Genomic DNA, 19,558 nt, shown 5'->3' on the forward strand with positions numbered 1-19,558 from the left:
AATGTGATGTTCCCGGAATAAACTTTATGATATCTGCAATCTATGGCTGTACAGTCCAGGTCCCGATCATGTGCTTGACCTGCCAGGTGTTTGTAGAGACTTTGTACAAGGTTATGCTACTGCCAATGGTATTACTTTGAATATATTTGCCATTCACTGCTGAAATGGGTAAAATATTATTTGCCGCAGCAGGGATCAGGCGCAGTATTTGTGGTCCTCGCACTTCAAAGGTAATTTCAGGATAGTTAGCAGGTAGAGTATTTAAAGAGATGGTGCGGATCCCGGCTGATGTTGCATTGTGAAAGACACGCTTGAAAAAGCCATAGGTCAGTGTACGATTAGCCTGAGCTATATCAAAGGTTAGTTTCTGATGCTTGTCAGAAAGAGCAAGATTCTCTAAAACAGCGAAATGCACGTACTTTACTGGGTCGAGGCCTTCAAAGACGACCGGGTCAATCAGACTGCAATTTTTTACAGACCCTTTTTTTGACACATCATCGAATGCGATCGCCGAAAATATTTTCTTAACACTTCGAGTGTCGTACACTTTTGGACGAATCACGTGAACATTTCCGATGTTGGCGTCACCCACTGCATTTGCTTCCCGGTAAATCAGAAAGGCGGCTCCAAACAGTGCGTGGGCGGTTCCTGCCACATTACAATCTATTACTGTTGCGTCATTGATTTGAATGGGACATGCAGCGGCACTATAATTACTTACACAGAGTCCGTTTGTACGGTTATTTTTCCATATCGGATTCTGAAATACAATGGAACCAGCAATCGCTCCCGCTGCTTTCGAAATATATGTTCCATACATACTACCATCGTCGCTATGGTTGCTTATTGAAATATCAACTACACGGTCTGTTCCTTTAAAATCGTCAATCAGAATTGTAATTCCGGCACCGGCATTATTTTTGGTAGTGGGGTTTACGATTCTGATTCCTTCTAAAAACTCATCCGCATGATTCGGTTCAATATCAATTCCTGCACTTGGATATTCTCCCTTGCTATTCGTAAATAGTGGGCTGATGATTTCAATATTTTTTCCGGAAACAATCGATAGGCCTTGTCTTCTGTTATTATCTGCGCTCACATTGATCAACTTTACATTCTCGGAATACTTTCGGAGATTGCTGGAGCCGATGTAAAAGCCGTCTCCTCCGCTATCATTTGCGGCAACACCTTCTATGACAACATTTGTTACACCCAGCATCGTGAAGATATGTCGTTGCTGACCGCTGGTATACTTCGCTTTCTGGTCTTTAAAAACAACATTGTAACCTTTAATGGACACATTTTGAACGGCATTCATCATCATCATGCGTTCTTCCGGCCCAAGTGTTCCCAGTCCCTCAAAGACTGAACCCTCTTCAAATATCAAATTCTTGTTAGACCGGATGCTCATGTTTTTGAGCCTGTAAGATATTGCCGGCTTTGGGAAATATATAGTTCCTATATCACCGCGGTTTAATACAGCCTGGAATATTGCTGTATTGTCCGTAGCTCCATCCCCATTCGCCCCGAACCATTCTACATTCACCGCTTGTTCATATACACGCTCATACCTTTTCCCTGAGGAAACAATTACCAGAGCACCATCGTCTGTCTTAGATGATGATGGATTATGTTTAAAGATTCCAGCCCGGCCACTATCGGTGATGAAAACCGATGTCGAAGTGTCTGCAGAAGCCCTTAGCTGAGCCATAGTCAAGTATGGCATCAAGGGAGGTGAGGACTGAGTTAAGTCGATTCTGGCTGTTTCGCCATTTTGTAGATCATCTCTGACTTCTGACATATTAAAGGAAAGTCTTCCTGCCTCGACATAGTCACTGCTGTTGTTTGCGTTTTTGTGACTTCTTAGAAGCTGGAAAATTCCTCCGCTCTCTTTTGTAACAAACTTCCCTCTGATTTGATAAGTAACTGAGGGCCGTGCGGCGGTAAGCTCGGCGCCGCTAAAATCAGAAAACGAACCTCCCGTCTGCTGAAACCCTGCCGGTAGTATTACTTTAAGTCTGAAAGAGTTGGCACCTTCAAAAATATACAGTGTATTCGCCGGAATATTCATCAAGCTGGCCTTGATATCAATGGTAAATTCCTCATCGATAGCCACCTGATTAGCTTTCGTGGTAATCGAAAATCGAATGGGGTCGATTTTAGGAGCTGATATGGCGATGGCTGAAAATGCGCATCCCAGGGCAGTAGTGAAATAAATTAATAGTAGTTGTATGATTTTCATAATAAAAAGTGAACACGGGGTGAATTGTCCGACAGAATAGTAGAACTAATTCTATCGTAACTATACAACAAATGTACTAACATTTATCGAAGTCAACATATTTGCTTAAATAATTTCTACTTATCGTTCGAGCTATTTTCAGTAGAAGTTCTAGGATGTAGGTGGCTGGGTTGTAGAATGTTGTGGTATGAGCAATACCTTGCGCATTCAGTTGCGATACGCGTGGGAAGTGAATAAGTGCACCGACGGCGCGTGCGTCGATTATACCGCTATTGGCCGCAGGCTCGTCAAACTTACGGAGTGTCGAAAACCATTAGTCCGCGTGTAATTCCGGGGGTATTTGATTATTTAGAAAATGCCCTCGCCGCTGGCGGTGGAGCGGGGAAGAAAATCCCAAAAGGCATGATGAGGATAGAGGTTGTGCTCTTAAAATGACAGAATAAGGCGCTCAGAGATATGCAGGCCACTTAAAGCGGTAGCCTGAGTGAGCTTTTTGCAGGATCCCTGATGAATGCGGAAATATTTGCATTAACAGGCAAGCTCACCTTCGTTGATAGAAGATAGTGTAAAGGAAATAGAAGATACTATAAAGGAAAAGGTCTAATTCTGGTAGCCCTGATAGTGCTTGATGATATCGCGATCTGAGAATTTGAAGTTGGGATCTTTTTTACCGAGAAAGTATACCCCGCTTGCAGCATCAACATTGAAATTTTTTGGAACGAGGTGGTCAAAAAAACGAAGCCATCCAAACAACAAGGTAATGGCTATGGCAGCTTTCTTATTTCTTAACAAACCCCAGAAAAAGTATCGCAAATTCCACAACAGTACTGTACCTATACCATTTAAAAAGCCTGAATCAATCAATTTGAATTGGCGAAAAAGAAGCCTGTGGCCGCTTTCTGTAAATCGTGTAAAATCGTAGGCGCCTTCGTGAACGTGCTGTAAAAACGGCGTCTCTGCATAAACTATTCCGCCATCTTTTAGGACACGGTATATTTCGGACACAACCTGCTGAGGGTAAAGCACATGCTCCAAGACAGCCTGTATCCACACTGCATCAATCGAAGAGTTGGAAATTGGTAAATTATGGCCGTCAGCGACAAAGTCGGTGTTGGATGAGGCGTAAATATCAAAAGTAAGAAAGTTATTATCGGCGGACTCGTATAAGAGCGAGGTACCATTCCCTTTTGCTCCACCTCCTATAATCAGGATAGTCGGATTCGGCTGGTTGGATTCTTTCAGGCTTTGGAGAAACAGTCTGGTATTGGACTCAGTTTTTTTTCCTCGCCCGAGGAATATTTTCTTTATCGCGTCATACTTATTTCCAGAACGAGGAATCAGGCTTTCTCCCGCTGTTTTGACGATACTGCTTCTGTCAAGAATCGATTTCTCAAAATCAACCAGCACTGGAATTTTGTTGTTTATGACTGGAATTTCATGCTCATGATTCGTGCATTCACTGTTAGAGCAAAATATCTTTTCGTCTACAATCTTCAGCTTCGATAAACAGACCGGGCAGGCAATAGTGTGATTCGAAAGGGATTTGTCAAGTGTGGGAGAAGATAGTTCCATGCAAATGAAGTATGTGTGTTGTTATACTGATTGATTGTCAATTATTCGTTTATGCTTTTTCGCCAACAGTGTGTTGTATAATGCGATATACTTGTCAGCCATCAGTTCCATGTCAAAATTTTTGACATAACTGGTCGCTTGACTTACCATTTTTTTTTGAAGTTCTGCGTCTTCAAATATCATTAATATTTTTTCAGAAAGCTCCTTTTCACTGCCAGGATTGAACAAAAATAGCTCATTTGGAACGATATCGTGAATACCTGGTACATCGGACCCGAGAAATGGTACTCCCGCAGCCAGGGATTCCAACGTAACTCCCGACATTCCTTCGTAACTCGATGAAAGGATATTAATGTCAACTGATTTCATCAATATAGCAATGTCCGTCCTAAAACCAAGAAAATGAACTTGCTCTGATACATTGCAACTCACAGCCAATGCTCTTACACTCTCTAGCAGATCTCCTTCGCCGGCTAAAAGAATATGATATTTGTTTCCTAAAAGCTGGCAGGCCTTGATAATTGTCCCCTGGTCTTTGGGATACCTGAAACTTGCGGCCATAAGAAGCAATTTCGAATCGCTAGGGATACCAAGCTCTGAGCATAGGAGCGCTCTGTCTGTTGCATTGGCACTTCTTATGGATTCCAAAGCTACCCCATTTTGAATCGTCGTTATCTTTTTACCTTGCCCAGTCCAGTCATCCAGATTCTGTTTTACATTTTCGGTAATGGCTATTATTGCCGAATATAATTTGTATACCAGCCTTTCAACCGGTCTGAAGTATATTTTTGACCGTCTTTTGTTTTGCGTGCTGTGCTCGGTGTAAACCAGTAAAGGCTTAACGTTTACGAACAATCGTGCAATAGCAGCCCAATAAAGTGAGGGGAATAGGTGCACATGTACGATATCAAAGCGATTCAATTTCAAAAAGCTTTGTATTCTTCGAATAGAAATAGGACTGTAGAAACTAGCCATTCGAAGATCATGGATCACAATGCCCGCGTTACGCAAAGTTACCAGGTAATCAGGTACTGAGTCTTTTGCATTTAACAGCAAGAGCTCGACGTGGAGTTGTTTTTGTTTTAGAATAGTAAGGGAAGATACTAAAAGCTTCTCTGCGCCACCCTGGGATAAGTCATTTGTAACAACTAATAATCTCATCAAAATCTATTCATAGCGCGTGATACTAATAGGTTATCCAAGCCAAAATCTAGTTGACGATTACGTTGCCCCGAAAAATGACCGATTCAGCAGAAGTCCTGGAACTTCTGGAAGCTTCGGAACTTCTGGAAGTTTTAATCTTGCTTGCATCAATGGTGTGGTTTCTGTCTGAGGCGTCGACCTTTTGATCATCCAGCAAAATAACCTTGTTCCCTCCAATTTTGTTGTTAATGAATCTGTAACCCACGTTTTTTCTCCCGACATTAACCGCCCTGGTGGAACTGTGAATGTTGCAATTCTCAAACGTAACGTCCGACGAGCCAAGCCCAAATTTAGCCAGTATTTCACCAGAGCTATTGTTTTTAAATTTGCAATTATTAAAATTCACATTAGTCACGAGCTTTTCTTGTTTCTTATCGTCCCTCTGTGCCTCAATGTCAACTCCGGTTCCGGTCGATGCATACACACACCCACCGGTATTAGTTATTGAGGTGTTGATAACATCAATCTTATCGCCTCCTGTTAGCGCAATTCCCGTCCTCGCATTGAAGTCGACTACGCAATTTACAATTTTTATGTTTTTCTCAGCAGGCAACTCATGGGAATTGGCAATCTGAATCCCATCAGTGCCGAAGCGTTTGGTCGTAGAATTACTAATGGTAACATTTCCTGACTTTAATACGAAAATTCCGTAGTGGGCCAGCTGTATGTTGCAATCTCCGTATCCTCCTCCTATATTAATTTTGTCAGCCATAAACGCACTGTTTTTAGATTCAATGCACTTGAGCTTAAAACTATTCATGTTGTTCAGTGTCTCCGCGTAAAAGTTTCCATCCAGTACGACGTTGTCAATCTGTATGTTAGCGCTGTTTACCAGAACGATACACCTTCCCAGGTCCGCTCTTCTGTCAGCCGATGTCTTCGTCTTTGGGGTACAGTCCATTGTAATATTGGTGCTCAGGCCATCTGCTGGATTAAATGAGCCAAACCGAAAGCCTACATCATATTTAAGAATGGTTCCAGGCTCACCGGCGATTTTGACATTATTGCAGTTCAGAATTTGTAATACGTCAGATCCACGATAGAGATAAGCATTGTTTTTGAGAAGATCCTGTTTCCCTACGATATACGTTCCTTTGGGAATCAATAACTTACAATGACCTTTGCGCTTATTAATGAAATCGGCGGCTGCCTGGAAAGCAGCGTGGTCATTCGTCTTATCATTTGGCGTTGCACCAAAGTCTTTTTGAATGTTTAGCAAAATCACCGATTTTTTGACTTTCAGCGAATGCTTGGTGGAATCAAATGCCAATACACGGCGTTGGGCGTTGGCATTGAAATTGCACGATTGCAGAAAAAAAATAATTATCAAAAATACCGGGCTTCTCATAGGCGAAGTTTAAGTTTTGTTAATGATATAACCATCCGTAGCGGCAGGGCTACTGATGATTTTTACGGGATTGCCAACCACGATACTGTTTTCCGGAATATCCTGGTTAACATAAGAGTTAGGGGCTATAAGAACATTATTGCCGATAGTTATCGATCCGACTATCACGGAACCGGTACCAATCCATACTGAATCACCGATTACAGGGGTTCCGGCACGAGGCCCCCTGTTTGTTTGTCCTATTGTTATAGTGTGCGCCAGATTGCAATTACATCCTATAATAGTTCCTTCATTTATAACAATCGTGCCAAAATGACCAATGTAAAGCCCTTTACCTATCGAGGTAGTGACCGGTATCTGAAAACCATACTTATGGGACAAATGCCTCAACATTACTTTCCAGAAAATATAGAACGGAGATTTATTTTTTGATAAGGCGGCTTTTCTAAGGCAGAATGTATAAGCAAATCCGGGCGTAAGAAATAGCCTTCGTAAAAAAATCTTGGAGGTTACTTTCCCCTCATAACGAAACAGATCGGCCTTTATTAAATTATGCATAGTTGTGTCGCTTATGTTTGCCAATGCTAACTTGCATGATATAGATCATAATATCGTTGCGCAGTAATGCCGATATGATATTTATCGACAAATGTTTTTTGACCATTTTCTCTGATCTCGGGTCTTTTGTCGGAGGTATGGTAATTGTTGATGGCGTCCAGGAAACCCTGTGCAGTTGTAGATTTACTTAGAAAGCCGTTTACTCCATCTGTAATCATTTCAGGAATACCTCCCACCGATGTACATATCGGGATACAACCCATAGAAAACGCTTCTATCAGTGATATTGGCATTCCTTCATAATGACTGGATAAGCAGTAGGCATCGGCAATGGCTAGATAATCGGCAATATTATTTTTGTCGCCGGTCAAGTGGATGAAAGGATCGCCATTTACCGTTCGTTTCAAATCACTTACCACCTGCTGATCACGCAAGTCGCCTACAATAAGTAGTCTGCATTTTTTCTCAGCATGCATTTCATTGAACATCTGCACTGATTTGACCAACATCGCCTGATTTTTGACGTCTACAACGCGCCCGACATTTACAAGTAAATATTCAGCAGGGTTTGGTGGATACAGTTTCTGTAATTCGGCTAATTCACTTGTAGTTTTGAGATAAGGGCGGCCGTTTGGGATGAGATGGTCATTATTTAAACCGTAATACTGCTGATATGTTGATTTCCCATCCTGAGAAATTGTTATTGGCGTTACTTTCTCATTTTTGAAATACACCTTCCGCATTCTTCTCAGTACTTCGTAGGGACATTCTTGCTGCGCTTTACTGTGAATAGTATGAAATACTTTGCTTGGGGGCGAGTTTTGTAGCAGATTAATGTTGATATACTCAATTGCATTGATGTGCGTGTTAACAACATCCGGCTTTTCTTTCTTAAGAATTCTAGTCAAGTTTAAAAGCACTTTTAATTCAAAACCACCTTTTTTAGCAAGCGAAATATATCTTACCCGACTATTAATTTCGGAAATAAAACTTTTTCCAATCAAATTATCTTTCAGCGATATCAAGATTACCTCAACTGATTCGATCATTGCCAGCTCATTGCACAAATCCACAACAAATCTTTCAGCACCACCTTTGTTAAGAGATGGAATGATGTGTATTATCTTCATGTTTGTCTTTAATAATATGAGAGCTGGATTCGGTTTGATATTGAAACAGCTTTAAACCGACATATACAAGCAAAAAATAATTAATAGTATATAACATTGGTCTTTGGAAAAAGACGAGCATCAGCAGGACCAGGGAAATTGAGCTGAATATGAAATACTTTCGCCATGGATGAAAAGATCCGAATAAGAGGATTAAATAAAAAAGAATTAAAATCCCACGTTCAAGCACAAAAACACGATAGGAAAGGGTAGATCCACCATATACTTTCAGCATGTAATCTTTACCTTTTCCGGTATACAGATCTGCGTCACTTTCATCAATAAATCCCTGGTACATCGATTCAAAACCGCGGATACGGGTATCTCTGTTGTTGACAACACCTACGATCCAATCATCTTTCCATTCAAATCGATGGTAAATTTTTAGTGATAAGACTGGGTCATCTTTTGTACTCCTAGCAGCAAAAACGAAGGAAACGTACGAAAATAAGATGAAGATGACCGAAAATGCGACCCGGAAAAGAAGCTGTTTATGTCGAAGCATTCTCGTATTTGAGAAATACATTACGGGTAAAAAGCAAACGAGAAAGAAGAGAGAGAACGAAAGTATTCCAGAGATAATCAAGACTACGTATTCAAATGTCGACAACATTCGCCTGTAATAAAATATAATTAGAGGAATGATTGTACCCACAACGCCCGGCTCATCAAAAACGGAGCTGAAACGATTTTCTACTCCGGCTCTTGTCCAATAGAAAAACAAGTAATTACTATATAGCCTGCCCCTGCCGACTTCACCACGTTGTATTGAAAACAATGGAGGGATATCAAAAATATTTATCAAAAAATAGATAGGAATCCCGACGATCATCAGAAAAATGAAGAGCTTTATATACCAGCGAGCAATTGCAAACCGCTCATCATCTTTTAGCAAAGCGAGGGTTAATAACGGCAATATCCCGGAGTAAAGGAGCTGAAAGGAAATGAAAATTGAATCCTCATTGTAATATGCCCACCAAACCGGAAGAATAAATACCGCCAAAAGATAATTTCGATACGTATTCTTAAGTGTAAGGAACAAAAACGCATACAGATTCAGAAACTTCAGGCCATACGCAAACACCCGAACCGCGAGAATCGAATTATAGACCGGAAAAGAATCAAAAAAGGCAATCAAGAGGAGGTTAAAGCATATTGCTTTTCTGATATCCAACTTGTAATCCTTCTTGATTGTAATGCTCAGCGACGAAATGTCCATAAATTGCAGCCCCTTTTAAACATTCCTATTCAAAAGAATATCTCTCAAATTTTCTCTCGATTTAACGCAATCTAAACCCCATATTCGGTTGACTAAATTATATTGGTTCTCTGTAATTCGCATTTCAAAGTTTCCAAATGCATCATAAAGTAACTGGTTGTCTCGCTCTTTCGAAAATGCGATTTTCGGATCATGGTGGCGCTGTAAAAGAAAATCACCGCTTTTTTCCTTTGAAACGAAAGAAACTTTTTGTTTGAACAGATAATTTGGTTTGTTCAACAAAATGCTATATCCGATTTGTGTGCCTGTGCTGTTCGACATCACCATATCGGATAATGTAATAATTGATTTCAACCTTCCGAGGAAATGCAGATCGTCCCTATGTCCTGCCGTGGTGATCTTATAACCCATTTTCTCATAGTAGAGGTGCGCGCCATTTTGAATGTCTTTCCAATATAGGCACACAAGAATCGTGTCAAAACCTGCCCGCTTGCCTTCAATCTCCTTGCAAAATTCTTTCTGATCAAATTCCACGCCAACAGCCCCGATAGAATGACTTGGAAAAACCAATAACGTTTTGCCAAGTTGAGCTTTTGTCGTTGCTAATAATGCAGTATCTAGCAGCGATTCAGCATAGTGAATATAAGGGCCAATTGAAACTGGCATTTTTTTGCTATGCTCAGTGATATATGCAATTCGGTAATCACTAAAAGTCAATGTTTTCCTGGCAAGTTCGACCAGGTCATTTCTAACCAAGGAGCCTATTACTATTCCGTGTTCCAGATAGATTTCATGTTTAGGCAGCTGCTTGTCATTTAGGTCAATCCCGGAATAGCTCAGCAGATTGTAAAGAATTCCATAATAGTTGCAGTCCTCAATATAAAATAAGGGATGATATTGTAGCGGCTGGCTTAGCTCCGAAATCTGAAATATGTCTAGATTTTTTCGAGATTCAACTATCTCTAAAAAATCAGGGGAAGCACGTCGTTTAACCCAGCAATACAAGCTCCTGAAAGCAAGACTTTTCTCGCCAAGTGATACGATTGTCTTCACCATTATTTTCTTCATAGTATTTTCTATTAACGCCCCAGAGAATGTTTGGGAGACAGTGTGTTGAATTCAAGCCACGGCATTTGATAGACTTTCGAACTAAGAAGCATTACAAAGAAACAATTCAAAACACTAATAGCGAAATTTGAATATGCGGCTCCGACAGGCCCGATCTTCTTGACAAGAAAATATGATAGAGCTACCTGAAGTGATGAGCAGAGAAATGTTACCCAGGCAAGCGATGCCGATTTTTTTGCAAAAAATATGAAACCTGCGAACATTAGATATACACCTTGAAATGCTTGTGCAAATAAGGCCCAGCCTATAAATATCTTTGTGCCGGAATATTTGGAGGATAGGAAATTATCAATCACAAAGTTCGACCCAAAGACAGCCATCAAAGTGAGCAACATCAACCCTGCTATATATAGATACGTAAATTTTACAAGTTGTTTTTTTTTTGTTGCCAAAAGATGCTTATCCTCGATAGCAAGGGTTTTATACAGAAAGGGAGCATATGCATTGCTGAAAGCCAGAGTCAAAAAGGAGATCACCAGGCCGAATTGAAAGCCTGCGGCATATAAGCCACTTGCAGAAACACCTGCAAATGTTGAAACAATAAGGCGATCTGCACCTGCGCGAGCCCAAATACTAAGGCTATGCGGAATAAGTGGCAGGCCAAACTTAAATGCTTCTTTTATGTATTGTTTATTGAAGGAAAAGGTGAGATAACCACGCTTCGCTAGAAGGATGAAACTGAAAAATGCACATAATACTGAGCTTAGTCCGATCCCGGCAATTCTACCCGCCCAACTCATATTTAGGCCAATGATTAAAATAAGTGATATCCCTGTATCAAGAATTGTCTGGGATATTTGATAACTGCCAAAATAGATAGGACGCTCTTCAAGACGCCATAGCGTAAGATTTAAAGAGGATATTACCTGAGAGACGGCAATTAGCAAGCCTGCCAGCAGATAGCTTAATCCAACGGACAAATACTTTTCTAATTGTTCGCTAAATAAAAGAACAACAATGCCACAAGCAAGCAGCATCGTTGTAACAACAATTACAATATTAAAAATGTATTCAGATAACTTCGACTTTTCAATTTTATAAAAATTAACGGACAAAATGCTTTGAACATTGATTCCTATAAAAATGATTAGAAAATTGATATAGACGTTATAGTTAGCTACGATGCCATAATCTGATGGTATGAGATAATGCGTTAAAACTGGAAGAATCAGAAAAGGAACAGCCTTATTAATTGCATCAGTTAATACATAAAGAAGACTATTCTTGACAAGAGGATGTTTCCTAATATTGCGATATCTCGTTTTTAGATAGGAGTTGTTAGTTAGGTAACTCAACATGACCTTTATTTAGAGTAGTTTCATCGACATCCTTCACTTGTGAATACATGTCGATTAATTGAATGCCTTTTGCTTCGGCAAAGTCGAAACAGGATTGATCATATTTTGACTTTTTCCAGGCTTGAACCATATATTCTCTTGTTTTCAGATATCTTAAATATCTGTCAAGCAGTGGCCCCTGTTTGCCAAAAGTCATAAAATATGCTATCCTATACTGTTCTTCCGGAACAAACATAGAGTCAGGAATAAACCGGTATAAAGACGTGTTAAGGAAGAAATTGGGAGCGATTTTCAGTCTTTTGGAATATCCGGCGTGGGTCGTGGTCAAATACCACGCACTCAGATCTCCTACCTGATTGTCGACATAAAACGGAGAACCTGCTTTTAGATCATTGGTTTTATGAGATCGATCCCTGATCGCCAGCGCTCCTGAGTACCTGTCATGATTTTGCAAGTATATGCCCAGGCGAATGACTGGATATTCTTCCTGCCAATCCGGTCCGTTACCGTTCAGTTTATCGGGATTGTCCTTATGAAAATGGGCGCTACCGGGCTGTTTGGAAATTGTACAGCTTGAATCACCAAAATATACCAGGTCATCAGTACCCAGAAATTGTTTTACTGTGCTGAGTATCCGGTCATCAAAAAGAATAGTTCTTGTAAGAGGGTGTCCTAGCAGATCAGCGCTGTATTGCTCATTTTTGAGCTGATTCGCGATTTCTCTGAACTTGGCAACTTCTGCGGTTGAAAAGACATTTTTGATTAGCGACCATCCGCGGTCTTTGAAATTACTTACTAATTGTTTGTCGTGTTGCATAGTTTTTTCTGGTTATTTTTCCTAAAAGAGATCGTTAGCGAATTATTTCAATGCGTTTTAATCTGATGAGCCTGGCTGGAACACCACCCATAATCGAATTTGGCGCTACATCCTTTGTTACAACGCTGTTAGCTCCTATCACAGAATTGTTTCCTATCGTCACTCCTGGATTAATGAAAACATTTGCGCCAATCCAGACCCCGTCTTCGATAACTACGTCGCCCAATTTTTTCTTTTTTTCTGCGTCTCCCCAGGGATCTACATCGAGGTCACTGTCAGGATCCATGCTTTCAGTGTAGATCCTGACATTGTGTGCAATGCGACAATTTCTACCCACTCTGACACACGCGTTTTTAGCAATCTGTATCCAGGCCTGGTTTACGTAGGAGCATTCCCCTGCTAAAAATGTTCCCTCTCCATAAATTAAGGTGCCATGAGCTCCAAAAAGAAATGAGGGCGGAAGGTTGTATTTCTTTCTATAATTGGAATAAGTATACTTCCACTTGCTGTGTTCCAGGAATGTGAATATGCGTGCTGCTATACTGGATATCATAAATTTAAGACTTAATTTATCTTATCAAGCGACATCCTACTTCCTTTTTTAAGGTCCTGCGAGGCGACCTTTCCAAGAATTTGGTCGTAATACATAGGATGCAATCCGAAGCCTGGCCGAATGGAGCGAACGTTACTGGTTGAGATCACGTCGCCCGCATTAATATCTTCCACAACATATAAAGAGCGTGAGAAATCCTTTCCTTTCAGTTGCTTATCGGTCAAGCTATAATCTACAATGCCAATGGATTTTTCGGCCTCTCTCACCGATTTGACCATTTCTGCAAATTCGGATTCATTCATTGAAAAGGATGCATCAGGTCCACCTACCGAACGGTCCAGAATAAAATGCTTTTCAATGATTTTAGCGCCGAAAACGGTCGCAACTACTGGAACAGTACTTCCTATGGTATGATCTGAAAGACCCGCAATTACATCAAATCGCTCGGTAAAATCTTTGATCATGACCATATTGGCCTCACCAATAGGCGCAGGATAGCTCGAAGTGCATTTAAGCAATGCAATCTGATTATTTTTTTGTCTGGCACAAGCATCCAGGGCAAGGCGGATATCTTCTTCTGTGGCTATTCCTGTAGAAATAATCACAGGCTTACCCTTGGAAGCCACCAATTCGATCAACGGTATATCAGTGATTTCGAACGATGCGATTTTGTAAGCCGGAACATTCAAATTTTCAAGAAATTCAACAGCAGTTGGGTCGAAAGGAGAAGAAAAACAAATCAGCCCTTCTTCTTCCGCCACACGAAATAGTTCCGCGTGCCATTCCCAAGGCGTGTAAGCCTCCTGATATAGATCATGAAGATACTGTCCGTCCCATATTGTTCCACCAATGCGAAAATCATCCAGGCGCGAATCTATCGTAATAGTATCCGCCGTGTAAGTCTGAAGCTTTATGCAATCAGCGCCGGCACGTTTCGCAGCTCTGATCGTAGCGATTGCTGTTTCAAGGCTGCCGTTATGATTTGCTGAGAGTTCTGCAATTATAAATACAGGACTGTCCTTATTTATTTCAAATTTTCCTATTTTCATCATCGATATACATAGTGTATTTATAATTCTCACCATCCGATTGTTTCGCAAATCCGAACCGTTCAAATGTTTTGCAAGATGAGATGTTTTCTCTCATTACTATCCCGGAAATACGATTTACAAAATACGGAGCATTGCTAAAAGACAAAATTCCCCGCTTGAGTAATGTTGCTCCGAGACCTTTGCCGTGATATGCCGGATCTAACAGATAACTAATAACAGCCTCCTGATCAGCAATGTCAAACCTGATTGTTCCAATGGATTCCCCTGAAAATGAAGCAATATAAAACCTGCACTGCGGATCATGCAATTTGCGCTTTAACCAGCTAATGTGTTCTTCAAATTCGATCTTGCCTTTACTCAGGGAATATTTGCGAACGTTTTCATCAACAGCCCATTTATAAGTTAGCTCTGCATCACCAATTGCCAAGTCCCTGAGAGCAAAATCTTTCTCGTATAATAACTGCTGGAAAAGATTTTGAATTCGGTTTCCGGAAAACCCATCAATTAATTGCTGGTTAGTGCCGGGTTCCTGGCTGAAATAATTCTCAACTGCGTCAGTCAAGTTTTCTCTGGTAAAATCCTCGGCACTGATGAAAGCATTCGATTTTTTGTAGTTTTCGAACACAAAGCGTTGATTTTCAACATACATTCCAGAAATAATCTTTGCACCCGAAGTAAGCGCTTCAGTTAAGATCCCGCTGGATGGAACGATACAAAGGTCAACTTCTGACATGCATTGCGCCATGTCTTCTGCACTTATATTTCGATAATGAAACACATGTTGCTCAGCGCCTGGAATCTTATTAACAGAATCGTGATGAGCATAAGCGGCACCTGTCACAACGAATATTTTTTTGAAGCGCTTCGTGCCAAGCACTACTTCAAGTGCAAGTTTTGTTAAATTTCTGCTGTCCGATCCTCCAAAACATATCAAAACAGACTCGTTTTTGATATGTGCCCTGCCTTTTTTTGCCAAATTCAAAAATGCCGGCCGGATCAAAGCATATTTGGGTCCGAGCGCATATTGCGTGTAAGATTGTGCCGAGTATTCACTGGGAGAAACGCCAGGCGTATGATTTAGTATAAGGTCAGCATAAGTAGTTTTCTCATGTAAATCATCAATACAAATCAAGCCGCAGCCGATCAGTTTAATGGATTTTTGATAGTCACTTTCCAACTCATAACTGTCGATAACCACCAGGTCAGTAGGTGACAAAATAGATGTCAGGTCGTCGTCATTTTTTAACCGAATCAGATGATAACCATCCGTTTCTATTTCTCCAGCAATGCTGTCAGGAATTTGCTTGCACGCGAAAAATATCTCGAAGTCATTACTAAGCATCCGAGCCAAAGCTATGCATCTAACGAGATGACCAAGGCCAATACTGGAGCTTCCATCCGTTCTGATATATAGTTTACTTCTCATTAAGTAATCGAAATTTCATCTCCGCCATCAACCAGTCGGAAAGCGTATCAATGTCTTGTACTTCTTCTTCAGCCAAGATTATCGGAGCGCTGTTTGAGGTAAAAAGTGAGTCAGTAATTCGTGATGGATTGTACCAATACCACTGACCAGCATCATGATAAACCGTTTTCAGATCCTGGGACCGAACATTTTTATTTTCTGGCCAAACCATTTCGATTTTTTCACCAGCTAATTGCAGCCCTCTCCAAACAGGATATGAGAAAGGTACAACCGGAAATACTGAATCAAAATCAGACTTGTTCAGTAACCTTAACCCTTCTGCTAGATGTTCTGTTCGTATAAGTGGGGCAGTAGGATAAATACAGCAAATGCTGTCAAATGTATCGGAGAAAAGGGATAAATATTTATGCTCGACTTCTTTAACCACGTCAACAGTTGAGGCGAAATCGTCCGAGTTCTTTTCACTCCTTAAAAAAGGGATTGTCGCGCCATAATTTTTCGCAATATCAGCGATCTCCTGATCATCCGTGGATACCATCACTTCCTCAAATAAACCAGATGCCAGCGCAGTTTCAATTGCGTAAGCTATAATTGGTTTTCCGAGAAAATCCTTGATATTTTTTTTCGGAATCCGTTTACTACCCCCCCTTGCTGGAATGATGGCGAGGGATTTATTCATGGTAATATTCATTGACTGTTTGTATCACAAACAATTGCTCTTCATCCGTCAGCGTAGGATACATTGGTAAGCTGATACATCTTCGATAATAGTGTTCAGCTATCGGCATATCACCGATCTCCCAGCCTAAGCTCTGGTAATAAGGCATTAAATGGCACGGAATGTAATGGATTTGCGCAAAGATTTTTTTCTCCCGCAAATGATTGTAAAGACCCAGACGATTGTCAACTTCTATAATATAGAGATGATAGGCATGACCGGCCTCTACGCCACTTTGCCCAGATATGAAAGATTTACCAGAAAAGGCGCTGTTATATTTTTCAGCGATTCGCCTCCGCTTTTCGAGACCCTCATCGGCTCTTTTTAACTGACTTGTTCCCAAGGCAGCCTGGAAGTCTGTCAATCGATAGTTATAGCCCAACGTCTGCATCTCCATATACCAGCCAGGATAATTTTCATCCCCTCCGGCAAGTTCTATACTATTCACATACAAATCGTTCGACTTGACAATGCCGTGTGTCCGGAGTGTAAGAAGCTTATTATATAGTTCTATATTATTAGTAGTGACCATTCCACCTTCTCCGCAAGCGATATGCTTAACCGGATGGAAGCTGAATATAGCAAGATCGGCAAATTTGCCGTTCCCGCAGCGCTGCTCCTGGCCTTCGGAATCGTTGAAAAAACCTCCCGGTGCATGGCAGGCATCCTCAATGATCCATAAGCCATATTCTTCTGCAAGATTTTTAAAATCTTCCAGATTAACAGCCCTGCCAGCAAAGTCAACCGGAATAATACCTTTGTAAGTACCTTTTGGAGACCCTTCCAAAAGACTCCGTACAGAATCGATATCAATCAGATAGCTGAGAGGATCTATTTCTGCAAATACGATTTCGCCACCACAGTAACGGATACAATTCGCCGAGGCTGCAAAGGTAATCGGGGTTGTGATAACCTTATCTCCCGGAGAAACGTTTAATGCGAGTGCGCATAAGTGAAGAGCAGCCGTGCCATTCGCTACTGCCACGGCATACTTTGCTCCAACATAGTTAGCAAACGCAGTTTCGAACTCCTGTATATTGGGTCCCTGAGTCAGATATTCGGATTTTAAAACTTCCGTTACAACCTTAATATCTTCATCAGTTATATTTTGCCTTCCGTATGGGATCATTGCTGAAAAAGTTAAACCGTGAAATCTGGATCTACATGCTCCTTGATCAATGCACGCAAACTATCAACTGTTTCCCATTCTGTATTATTTCCGGAATTATAGGAAAACCCGTCAGGTACTTTTTTCGCATTAAAATGGTTAATGAAGTCTGACATATTCCATGTTGGAGTTTGAGGGACAATCGCGTAGTACTTCCCCAGATCATAAGTGAAGAATGAGTCCGACGTCGTTATCATTTCTTCGTGGATCTTTTCACCTGGTCGTATACCAATCACACGATGCTCACATTCAGGACCAATCGCTTTTGCAATATCAAGAATATTGTAAGATGGTATCTTAGGTACAAAGAGTTCTCCACCCCAGGCCGTCTCCAAGGCATGTAATACCATATCAACACCTCCTTGCAACGATATGTTGAATCTTGTCATGGTCTCTACGGTGATCGGTAATACACCACTTTTCTTTTTATTTATAAAGAAAGGGATTACAGACCCGTTTGAACCCATCACGTTCCCGTAACGTACTACGGAAAACTTTATAGGATTACGTCCGCGAATGTTATTGGCAGCTATGAATAGTTTATCGGAAGTCAGCTTCGTTGCACCATAAAGGTTAATAGGAGCAGCAGCTTTGTCCGTTGACAATGCAACAACATGGCCTACTTCAGTGTCTAAGGCAGCATTAATAACGTTTTGCGCGCCGTCAATATTAGTTTTTACACATTCCGAAGGGTTGTATTCTGCAATAGGCACGTGCTTCATAGCAGCGGCATGTATAACGAAGTCAATTCCTTTGAAAGCTCTTCTTAGACGTTCTTCATCTCGTACATCACCAATGAAAAAACGAATTTGTGGGTATTTTTCTGGTGTGTATTCCTGCGCCATCTGGAATTGCTTTTGCTCATCCCTTGAAAAGATTACTAACCTTTTCACATCCGGCCATCTTTTGAAAATCGTTGCAGTCAATGCTTTACCTAAAGAACCAGTTCCTCCTGTTATTAGTATTGATTTACCGGTCAAATCTAGCATGTTGTTTAAATTTAGTTTATAACTTATTCTAATAGTACTGACTAGTTACATGAGCTTTCTATGAAGCTTTTCTTTGAAAAAGATAATGTAGCTGAGCGTGACAAAGACGCCAAGCACAGAAAAGATGATCCCTATGAACAACCGTTTGGGGCTACTTTTAGACAAAGGGACCCGAACAGGCTCTAAAACCTTAAAAACAGGCTTTTCTTCTTTTTCCCGAATTTTAAATTGCTCCAGCTTACTTGATAAGTCGGAATAAATGGCCTGAGACAGGACATATTCGGCTTGTAGCCTTTGCTCCTCGATCCTGGCAACGTTCAAAAATGTATTTCTATGCGTATCCCTATACGCCTGGAGTGCGTACTCTGCACTTTGTTGCCTTTTTCGTGATTCCTCTACGCGTTTTTGCAAGAATTCAACCTGTTGCGTGGTCTTGGAAACAGTATAGTCTGTGACGTAGTCAATGAGGTATTTCTCGCTGGCTTCAACCAATATTGCTGCAACCACAGGATCCGTCATTTCACTTTCTATGGTAATAATTCCATCATTGGTGCCAACGGAAGCACTAACCAAGCTCCTTGCAGCATTTACCATCCTTTCTTCTTTCGGGGTAAATGAAAGGATTTTAGTATCCCCGGTAGAGGGTTTTGCCGCAGGTTTTTCGGGTTGCGCCTTTCCGGATGAAAACAGCCGGGAGAGGAAACTCTGAGAACTGTCTCTTGTCATAAAATGCTCCAGGGAGGGGTACGAAACATTATTTTCGTCCACAACCGGAATTTTTAAAAGATACTGTCCGAAAGGGATTGTTGAGAGAATATTAGGATACAGCTCAGGAACCAACTTTCCACTTGGATCGGATCCCGCGCCTAAGGCCATGCTAAAAAATGAACTGTTTCTGCTAGATCCTAATTCGGGTAACAATATTGTTTGGGCTGTGAACTTTTTGGCAAGCAGAAAACTGGCTGCCACTCCAATAATAGCAGACAAAAATGCAGCAACAATCAGAACCAGCAAATATCTCTTGAAAAAACCAATTACCTCGAGAAAGCTGATTTCGACTGTATCGGTTGTTTTTTCAGGCTGTGTGTCGGGCATACT

The 19,558-nt window shown here is 41.0% G+C and carries 17 protein-coding genes; all 17 read right to left on the reverse strand.

The annotated features are described in order from the left end of the window. Positions 1-40: 40 nt before the first annotated feature. Complete coding sequence (locus FXO21_RS14595; protein WP_149640757.1) at positions 41-2,242, reverse strand: glycoside hydrolase family protein; 2,202 nt, start codon at positions 2,240-2,242, stop codon at positions 41-43. Between the two features lie 600 nt (positions 2,243-2,842). Beyond that, complete coding sequence (locus FXO21_RS14600; RefSeq protein WP_225865693.1) at positions 2,843-3,649, reverse strand: methyltransferase domain-containing protein; 807 nt, start codon at positions 3,647-3,649, stop codon at positions 2,843-2,845. 186 nt (positions 3,650-3,835) lie between these two features. Further along, positions 3,836-4,975 carry a glycosyltransferase gene (locus tag FXO21_RS14605; protein WP_149640759.1) on the reverse strand — a complete coding sequence of 380 codons (1,140 nt, stop codon included), beginning with the start codon at positions 4,973-4,975 and terminating at the stop codon, positions 3,836-3,838. Between the two features lie 49 nt (positions 4,976-5,024). Beyond that, positions 5,025-6,365, reverse strand: a complete 1,341-nt coding sequence (locus FXO21_RS14610) for a glycosyl hydrolase family 28-related protein (protein ID WP_149640760.1) — start codon at positions 6,363-6,365, stop codon at positions 5,025-5,027. 9 nt (positions 6,366-6,374) lie between these two features. Beyond that, positions 6,375-6,923 carry a serine O-acetyltransferase gene (locus tag FXO21_RS14615; RefSeq protein WP_149640761.1) on the reverse strand — a complete coding sequence of 183 codons (549 nt, stop codon included), beginning with the start codon at positions 6,921-6,923 and terminating at the stop codon, positions 6,375-6,377. A gap of 26 nt (positions 6,924-6,949) precedes the next feature. Continuing rightward, the gene (locus tag FXO21_RS14620) at positions 6,950-8,053 is read right to left on the reverse strand and encodes a glycosyltransferase (RefSeq protein ID WP_149640762.1); all 1,104 of its coding nucleotides are present in this window, start codon (positions 8,051-8,053) and stop codon (positions 6,950-6,952) included. Further along, positions 8,022-9,095, reverse strand: a complete 1,074-nt coding sequence (locus tag FXO21_RS14625) for a hypothetical protein (RefSeq protein ID WP_149640763.1) — start codon at positions 9,093-9,095, stop codon at positions 8,022-8,024. The genes FXO21_RS14620 and FXO21_RS14625 overlap by 32 nt, the downstream gene beginning before the upstream one ends. Positions 9,096-9,326: 231 nt before the next feature. Continuing rightward, positions 9,327-10,379, reverse strand: a complete 1,053-nt coding sequence (locus FXO21_RS14630) for a hypothetical protein (RefSeq protein ID WP_149640764.1) — start codon at positions 10,377-10,379, stop codon at positions 9,327-9,329. 11 nt (positions 10,380-10,390) lie between these two features. Next, positions 10,391-11,737: a lipopolysaccharide biosynthesis protein gene (locus tag FXO21_RS14635; protein ID WP_149640765.1), complete on the reverse strand. Its 1,347-nt coding sequence runs from the start codon at positions 11,735-11,737 to the stop codon at positions 10,391-10,393. Beyond that, a complete protein-coding gene (locus FXO21_RS14640) occupies positions 11,718-12,554 on the reverse strand; it encodes a phytanoyl-CoA dioxygenase family protein (protein ID WP_149640766.1) in 837 nt (278 codons plus the stop codon). Before FXO21_RS14640 ends, FXO21_RS14635 begins: the two co-directional genes overlap by 20 nt. A 34-nt stretch (positions 12,555-12,588) precedes the next feature. Beyond that, positions 12,589-13,107 carry an acyltransferase gene (locus tag FXO21_RS14645; RefSeq protein ID WP_149640767.1) on the reverse strand — a complete coding sequence of 173 codons (519 nt, stop codon included), beginning with the start codon at positions 13,105-13,107 and terminating at the stop codon, positions 12,589-12,591. Positions 13,108-13,118: 11 nt separating this feature from the next. Next, complete coding sequence (gene pseI / locus FXO21_RS14650) at positions 13,119-14,159, reverse strand: pseudaminic acid synthase (RefSeq protein ID WP_225865694.1); 1,041 nt, start codon at positions 14,157-14,159, stop codon at positions 13,119-13,121. Further along, positions 14,137-15,585 carry a UDP-2,4-diacetamido-2,4,6-trideoxy-beta-L-altropyranose hydrolase gene (gene pseG, locus FXO21_RS14655; RefSeq protein WP_149640768.1) on the reverse strand — a complete coding sequence of 483 codons (1,449 nt, stop codon included), beginning with the start codon at positions 15,583-15,585 and terminating at the stop codon, positions 14,137-14,139. The genes pseI and pseG overlap by 23 nt, the downstream gene beginning before the upstream one ends. Next, positions 15,575-16,264: a pseudaminic acid cytidylyltransferase gene (gene pseF / locus FXO21_RS14660; RefSeq protein WP_225865695.1), complete on the reverse strand. Its 690-nt coding sequence runs from the start codon at positions 16,262-16,264 to the stop codon at positions 15,575-15,577. The genes pseG and pseF overlap by 11 nt, the downstream gene beginning before the upstream one ends. Then, entirely contained in the window at positions 16,257-17,432 is a 1,176-nt protein-coding gene (pseC, locus tag FXO21_RS14665; RefSeq protein ID WP_149640770.1) for a UDP-4-amino-4,6-dideoxy-N-acetyl-beta-L-altrosamine transaminase, read from the reverse strand. Before pseC ends, pseF begins: the two co-directional genes overlap by 8 nt. An 11-nt stretch (positions 17,433-17,443) precedes the next feature. Further along, positions 17,444-18,460, reverse strand: coding sequence for a UDP-N-acetylglucosamine 4,6-dehydratase (inverting) (gene pseB, locus FXO21_RS14670; protein WP_149640771.1), 1,017 nt, complete (start codon positions 18,458-18,460; stop codon positions 17,444-17,446). Between the two features lie 45 nt (positions 18,461-18,505). Then, on the reverse strand, positions 18,506-19,555 hold the full coding sequence (locus FXO21_RS14675) for a GumC domain-containing protein (protein ID WP_149640772.1): 1,050 nt from the start codon (positions 19,553-19,555) through the stop codon (positions 18,506-18,508). Positions 19,556-19,558: the final 3 nt, after the last annotated feature.

It is taken from the genome of Dyadobacter sp. UC 10, assembly GCF_008369915.1.
GTDB lineage: Bacteria > Bacteroidota > Bacteroidia > Cytophagales > Spirosomataceae > Dyadobacter.